Below are 7014 nucleotides of genomic sequence, written 5' to 3'. Positions count from 1 at the left end.
GCGCTGGGCGCGGCCGTCGGTGCCTCGCGCGCCGCCGTCGACGCCGGCTGGTACCCGCACAGCAACCAGGTCGGCCAGACCGGCAAGCAGGTCTCCCCGCAGCTCTACATCGCGGCGGGCATCTCGGGTGCGATCCAGCACCGGGCCGGCATGCAGACCTCGAAGACCATCGTGGCCGTCAACAAGGACCCGGAGGCCCCGATCTTCGAGCTGGTCGACTACGGCGTGGTCGGCGACCTCTTCGCCGTGCTGCCGCAGCTCACCGGCGAGGTCCAGGCCCGCAAGGGCTGACCGGACGCGTCGGACCGCACGCAGGGCGCACCCGGGAGCCATCCCGGGTGCGCCCTGCGGCATGTGCGGGCGCGCCCCGGGTCCGGCGGTGCGCCCCCGAGGCTCTGCGGGTGCCCGGCGCCCGGCCCGTAGAGTCGGACGCCGGACCGGCGGCGACACGGCCGGCGGTGACAGGGCGCCACACCGCGACCAAGGGCGAGGGCAGACGCATGACACTCTTGACGGCACTTCAGGGCGACTTCGGCGACCGCGGCGACGCGCTGCGGATCGACGGGCGGGAGCTCTCCCGCGAGCAGCTGCTCGGCGCGGCGACCGCGGTGGCCGACCGGGTGGCCGGCGCCCCCGCGCTGGCGGTGCTCGCCCGGCCCACCGCCGAGACCGTCGCCGCCGTGGTCGGCGGGCTGCTGGCCGGTGTGCCCGTGGTGCCGCTGCCGCCCGACTCCGGGCCCAAGGAGCGCGCGCACATCCTGCGCGACTCGGGCGCCGCGCTGCTCGCGCACGCCGCCGGGGAGGCGGCGCCGGAGAACGCCGGGGTGGCGGCGCTGCCCGTCGACCTGACCGAGCGGTCCGCCACCACCTACGCGGAGCCCGCGCCGGACGCCACGGCGTTCGTGCTCTACACCTCGGGGACCACCGGCGCGCCCAAGGGGGCGATGCTCCGCCGCTCCGCCGTCGCGGCCGACCTGGACGCCCTGGCCGAGGCCTGGCGGTGGACCGCCGACGACACCCTGGCGCACGGCCTGCCGCTCTTCCACGTCCACGGTCTGGTGCTCGGCGTGCTCGGCGCCCTGCGCACCGGCAGCCGGCTGGTGCACACCGGGCGGCCCACACCGGCCGGTTACGCGGCCGCCGGGGCCAGCCTGTACTTCGGTGTGCCGACGGTCTGGTCCCGGCTGGCCGCCGACCCGGAGGCGGCCGGGCGGCTCGCCTCGGCCCGGCTGCTGGTCTCCGGCAGCGCGCCGCTGCCGGTGCCGGTCTTCGAGAAGCTGGCGGCGCTGACCGGGCACGCCCCGATCGAGCGGTACGGCATGACGGAGTCGCTGATCACCGTCTCCACCCGGGCGGACGGCGAGCGCCGCCCCGGCAGCGTCGGGCTGCCGCTGACGGGCGTGCGGACCAGGCTGGTCGGCGAGGACGGCGAGCCCGTCCCCCACGACGGGGAGAGCGTCGGCGAGCTGCAGGTCGCCGGGCCGACCCTGTTCACCGGGTACCTCAACCGGCCGGACGCCAACGGCGAGGCCTGGACGGCGGACGGCTGGTTCCGCACCGGGGACGTCGCCGTGATCGGCGAGGACGGCTTCCACCGGATCGTCGGCCGGGCCTCGGTGGACCTCATCAAGAGCGGCGGCTACCGGATCGGCGCGGGCGAGGTGGAGGCGGCCCTGCGCGACCACCCGGCGGTCGCCGACGCCGCCGTGGTGGGCGCGCCGGACGAGGACCTCGGGCAGGCGGTGGTCGCCTACGTCATCCCGGACGGCGCGGTGACGGGGGACCAGCTGGCGGCCTTCGTGGCGGAGCGGCTCTCGGTGCACAAGCGGCCCCGGCGGGTGGTGCTGGTGTCCGAACTGCCCAGGAACGCCATGGGGAAGGTGCTGAAGAAGCAGCTGCTGGCGGAGTCGGCACTCGGGTGACGGGAGGTCATCCGGTGACGGTCGCTCATCTCCTCGACCGTCACCCCGCACGTCCTCCTCACCTTCCGTGAACCCTTCCTTTGGCGCACTCCACTGCGCGCTGTGAGCGGCCGCGTGCCTAACGTGACACGCAGGCAGAACTGAATCCCAGGGTGACAAGCCGCGGCTTCCGGTCGCAGGACCGGAAGCCGCGGCATGTCGACGGGAAACCCCTCTGCCGTCCCGTTCAGTGTTCAGCCGCGGTTCAGCAGCGTCAGAGGTGCTGGGCGGAGCTGAGCCGCGTTCAGCAAAGGAAGACAGCAGGATGACGACCGTCAACACCGGCGCACCGGGTGCCGCCGACGACCCGACCGGGCAGACCGCCACCACCACCGACGGGCCGGCGCGTGCCGCCCGACCCTCCCGGGCCGCGCGGGTCCGCCGGGGGATAGGCATGGTGGCCGTGATCGCGGCCGGCGCCGGCGTGATCGGCCTCGGTACCGGCGTGAGCAGCGCGGCCGCCGAGCCGGCGCCGGCCCACGCGGGCTGGGACGGTTCGCGGTACTGGTTCAAGAACAGCCAGGGTCAATGGCGCTGGACCACCCACTACGACATCTACCAGGCCCGGACCGGCGGCTCATCGGCCCCGTCGTCCTCGTCCGCCTCGTCCGCCTCGTCCGGGGGGATCACGCAGGGCTGGGACGGTTCGCGGTACTGGTTCAAGAACAGCCAGGGCCAGTGGCGCTGGACCACCCACTACGACATCTACCTGGACCGGACGGGTGGCGGCTCCTCGGCCGGTTCGTCCTCCGGTTCCTCCTCGGGCTCGGCCGGGGCGTCCACCGGCTCCGCCTCGACGGCGGCCGACGAGGACGTCGAGACGGCGGTGCAGTTCGCGCTCGCCCAGCTGGGCAAGCCGTTCCTGACGGCCGGCAACGGGCCGGACGGGTACGACTGCTCCGGCCTGGTGCAGCAGTCGTTCCGGCGCGGCGGCATCGACCTGCCGCGGGTGGCCAACGACCAGTACGCGGCGACCACGCCGGTCCGCGCCAGCGAGCTCCAGCGCGGTGACCTGCTCTTCTGGTCGGACGACGGCAGTGCCCGGGGCATCCACCACGTGGCGATCTACCTGGGCAACAACCAGTACGTGGAGGCCGCCCGGCCCGGGACCAACATCCGCATCTCGCGGATCAGCAGCGGCTACTACCCCACCCAGATGGGCCGCCCCTGAGGCCTGCGCCCGCCGGGACGACGCCCGGCCGGTCGGACGGCGACGGAAGCGCCGCCGTCCGACCGGCCGGGCGCTCGGTAGGTGGGGGCGGTCAGGAGGTATGGAGGTTCGGCGGTTTGCGGGCTCAGCGCCTCAGCGATTCGGAGATTTGGCACTTTGTCGCTATGTCGGGGCGTGGGGGCCCTGGGGCGGGTGGGGGCGCGAGAGGTGTGTAAGGGGGCGCGCGTAAGGTGGGTGCCCGCCGGTGATCAGGGGCGCGCGTACCGGCGTCCGGACGGGCGCGCGTACCGTGGTACGAGGTGTCTGGCCTGGGCACATGCCGCTGTCACGGGGCGTGGCCGGCTCCGGCGGCCGGGCCCGGTGCGGAGGCATGGGGACCGGCGCGGCGCGGGTACCACCTCGGGTGGCGCTGGTTCGGCTGACGGGGGCGCTGCCCGGTGCGAACGGCATCGGGGGAAGTCGAGGGGCAGGGGACGTTGTGATCGTCTGGGTCAATGGCACATTCGGGGCGGGCAAGACGACGGCCTGCCGTGAGTTGGTGGAGCTGCTGCCGGGGAGCACGCTGTTCGACCCCGAGCTCGTCGGGTTCGGGCTGCGCAACCTCCTGCCCGCCGACCGGCTGGCCGCGGTGTCCGACTTCCAGGACCTCCCGGCCTGGCGCCGCCTCGTCCCCGAGACGGCCGCCGCGCTGCTCGGCGAGGTGCCCGGTCCGCTGGTGGTCCCGATGACGCTGCTCCGGGAGGACTACCGGGACGAGATCTTCGGCTCGCTGGCCTCGAACGGCATCACGGTGCACCACCTCGTCCTGGACCCCGAAGAAACGATCCTGCGTGCGCGTATCGCCCAGCGGGACGAGTGCCCCGGCGATCCCGAGCGCAGCGCGCGCGTCCGTCAGTGGTGCCTGGAGCACCTGCCGCGCTACCGGGCCGCCCGCCGCTGGCTCATCGAGGACGCCCGGATGGTCGACAACGGTGAGCTGACCCCGCGGGAGACCGCCGTCCGGCTCGCCCAGCTCGTCCGGGAGGGGTCGGCCCGCTGCCCGATCGTCCAGACCCCGGACCCGACCGGGGACACGGTGGCCTCCGCCGTGCTGTTCTTCGACGAGCAGGACCGCGTCCTGCTCGTCGATCCCGTCTACAAGCCGGACTGGGAGTTCCCCGGCGGGGTGGTCGAGCGCGGCGAGGCGCCGACCGACGCCGCCCTGCGGGAGACCGCCGAGGAGCTCGGCCTGCGGCTCGACCCGGCGGCGCTGCGCCTGCTCGCCGTCGACTGGGAGCCGCGCACCGGCCCGCGCCGCGGCGGCCTGCGGCTGGTCTACGACGGCGGTCTGCTGGACGCCGCCGCCCGCCAGAACCTGCTGCTCCAACAGGAGGAGCTGCGCGGCTGGCGCTTCGTCAGCCTGGACGAGGCCGCCGGCCTGCTGCCCCCCGGCCGGTACCGGCGGCTCGCCGCCGCGCTGGACGCCCGCCGCAGCGGCGAGCTGCGCTACCTGGAGGCCGGGCGGCGGGCCGGGGTCGGCCTGGCCCGGGCGGCCGACGCGGCGTAGCCGGCCCGGGGGCGGCAGGATGAGGGCATGCCGTTCACACTGAGTCATCCGGCCGCCGTCCTGCCCCTGCTGCGTGCGGCGGGGGCGCGCGGGCCGCTGGTGGCCTCGGCCCTGGTCGCCGGGTCGATGGCGCCCGATGTGCCGTTCTTCCTGGAGTCGTTGCTGCCCGGTGTCTACGGGCAGGGCGGGACGACCCACCGTTGGTGGGCGGTGCCCACCGTGGACGTGGCGATCGCCGGCGTGCTGGTCGCCGGGTGGCACGGGCTGCTGCGCGCCCCGCTGCTCGCCCTGCTCCCCGAGCGGTGGGCCGGCGCGGCGGAGGCGCTGACGGTCCGGCGGGGCGGCGGCGCGAGCGCGGCCTGGTTCGCCGGCTCGGCGGCGCTGGGCGCGGCCACCCACGTCGGCTGGGACGCCTTCACCCACGGGGGCCGGCTGGGCGTCGCCCTGCTGCCGGTGCTGGACCGGACGGTCGCCGGGCTGCCGCTGTACACCGTGCTGCAGTACGGCAGTTCGGCGCTGGCCCTGGCGGCGCTGGCCGGGCACCTGAGGCGGGCCGCCCGCGCGGTGGAGCCCGTCCGGCCGGCCGCGGCGCTCCCGGCGGGGGCCCGGCGGGCCGCCGTGGCGGTGCTCGGCGCGGCGACCGCGGTCGGGGTGGCGCACCGGCTCCTGCCGCTGCGGCGGAACCTGATCCCGGAGTTCTGCTTCGGGGCCGGCGCCGGCCTCGCGGTCGGCGCCGTCGGGTACGCGCTGGTGCACGCGGGCGCGGCGCGGGTGGCGGCCCGGCGTGGAGGCCGGGCCGCCGGTGGGGAGCGGCCGGCCGAGCGGCTCCCGGTGTGACGGCGGTCGGTCCGGCCGTCACACCGGGAGCGAGGCCCGGTCGGGCCGGCCGGCTCAGGCGGAGCGCAGCTCGGCGTACCGGCGCAGGAAGAGGGCCTCGGTCAGGGCCATCCGCTCCAGCTCCTGCGGGTCGACGCTCTCGTTGACCGCGTGGATCTGGGTGGTCGGCTCCTCGACGCCGATCAGCACGATCTCGGCCTGCGGGTAGAGCGACTGCAGGGTGTTGCAGAGCGGGATCGAGCCGCCCTCGCCGGAGGCGACCATCGGCGTACCGAAGGCCTCGGCCATCGCCGCGCCCATCGCCTCGTACGCCGGACCGGAGGTGTCCGCGTTGAACGGTTCGCCGGCGCCCTGCCGTTCGATCCGGACCCGGGCGCCGGCCGGTGCCTGCGCCTCCAGGTGGGCGATCAGCGCCTCCTGGGCGGTGACGGCGTCGGTGCCCGGCGGCACCCGCAGGCTGACCAGTGCCTTGGCGGCGGCCTGGACCGAGGAGGTGGCGCCGATCACCGGCGGGGCGTCGATGCCGTGGACGGTGACGGCGGGGCGGGCCCAGAGCCGGTCCGCGACGGTGCCGGTGCCGGTGAGCGCCACGCCGTCCAGCACCTTGGCGTCGGTGCGGAACTGCTCCTCGGAGTACTGCACGCCGGGCCAGGTCTGGTCGCTGGTCAGGCCGGCCACCGCGACGTCGCCGTGCTCGTCGTGCAGCGAGGCCAGCATCCGGACCAGGCCCTGCAGGGCGTCCGGGGCGGCGCCGCCGAAGGCGCCCGAGTGCAGGTTGCCGGCCAGTGTGGTGAGCGAGACCTCGACCATCGTCATACCGCGCAGCGTGGCCGTGACGGTGGGCAGGCCGGCGGCGAAGTTGCCGGTGTCGCCGATGACGATGGCGTCGGCGGCGAGCAGTTCGGGGTGCGCGACGGCGTACTGCTCCAGGCCGCCGGTGCCCTGCTCCTCCGAACCCTCGACGATGATCTTCAGTGCGACCGGGTAGCCGCCGTCCACCTGGCGCAGCGCCCGCAGGGCCGTCAGGTGCATCAGGATGTTGCCCTTGCAGTCGGCCGCGCCGCGCCCGTACCAGCGGCCGTCGCGCTCGGTCAGCTCGAAGGCCGGGCTGAGCCAGGCGTCCTCGTCGAGCGGGGGCTGCACGTCGTAGTGGGAGTAGAGCAGCACGGTCGGCGCGCCCTCGGGGCCGGGCAGTTCGCCGTAGACGGCCTGGGTGCCGTCGGGGGTGTCCAGCAGTCGCACGTTCGTCAGGCCCTCGGCGGCGAAGGCGTCGGCGGTCCACCGGGCGGCGCCGTGGCACTCCTCGACCGGGAACTGGCGCGGGTCGGCGACCGAGCGGAAGGCGACCAGTTCGGCGAGATCGGTGCGGGCACGGTCCATCAGGGACCGGACGGCGTCGGCCAGGGGCTGCTGCGGCATCGGGGGCTCCGGAGGTGGTGGTCCGGCCCGGAGGTGGTCCGGGCGGACGATGCTGACAGGGGGATATGTCGATCATAGGC

6 protein-coding genes are annotated in these 7014 nt (G+C 75.4%); 5 read left to right on the top strand and 1 reads right to left on the bottom strand.

The window, feature by feature from the left end:
* The 5 genes from ACWDRR_RS38340 to ACWDRR_RS38320 all read left to right on the top strand — a co-directional run.
* A partial coding sequence (locus ACWDRR_RS38340; protein WP_449776909.1) for an electron transfer flavoprotein subunit alpha/FixB family protein occupies window positions 1-291 on the top strand: 291 nt, incomplete at its 5' end.
* Between the two features lie 209 nt (window positions 292-500).
* Window positions 501-1922, top strand: coding sequence for an acyl-CoA synthetase (locus ACWDRR_RS38335; RefSeq protein WP_449776908.1), 1422 nt, complete (start codon window positions 501-503; stop codon window positions 1920-1922).
* Window positions 1923-2226: 304 nt separating this feature from the next.
* A complete protein-coding gene (locus ACWDRR_RS38330; RefSeq protein ID WP_449776907.1) occupies window positions 2227-3132 on the top strand; it encodes a C40 family peptidase in 906 nt (301 codons plus the stop codon).
* Between the two features lie 478 nt (window positions 3133-3610).
* A complete protein-coding gene (locus tag ACWDRR_RS38325; protein WP_449776906.1) occupies window positions 3611-4678 on the top strand; it encodes an NUDIX domain-containing protein in 1068 nt (355 codons plus the stop codon).
* Between the two features lie 27 nt (window positions 4679-4705).
* Entirely contained in the window at window positions 4706-5515 is an 810-nt protein-coding gene (locus ACWDRR_RS38320) for a DUF4184 family protein (protein ID WP_449776905.1), read from the top strand.
* A 54-nt stretch (window positions 5516-5569) separates the two neighbouring features.
* Here ACWDRR_RS38320 and ACWDRR_RS38315 read toward each other — a convergent pair whose 3' ends face one another.
* On the bottom strand, window positions 5570-6934 hold the full coding sequence (locus ACWDRR_RS38315; protein ID WP_449776904.1) for a M20/M25/M40 family metallo-hydrolase: 1365 nt from the start codon (window positions 6932-6934) through the stop codon (window positions 5570-5572).
* Window positions 6935-7014: the final 80 nt, after the last annotated feature.

This window comes from Kitasatospora sp. NPDC003701, from assembly GCF_053587085.1.
Note: the sequence above shows the minus strand (reverse complement) of the source record. Positions and strands in the feature narration are given on the sequence as shown.

Excerpts from the sequence above, each read along its gene's own strand:
- ACWDRR_RS38320 (WP_449776905.1), top strand. The coding sequence starts at position 4,706 with ATGCCGTTCACACTGAGTCATCCGGCCGCCGTCCTGCCCCTGCTGCGT.
- ACWDRR_RS38315 (WP_449776904.1), bottom strand. The coding sequence starts at position 6,934 with ATGCCGCAGCAGCCCCTGGCCGACGCCGTCCGGTCCCTGATGGACCGT.
- ACWDRR_RS38330 (WP_449776907.1), top strand. The coding sequence starts at position 2,227 with ATGACGACCGTCAACACCGGCGCACCGGGTGCCGCCGACGACCCGACC.
- ACWDRR_RS38335 (WP_449776908.1), top strand. The coding sequence starts at position 501 with ATGACACTCTTGACGGCACTTCAGGGCGACTTCGGCGACCGCGGCGAC.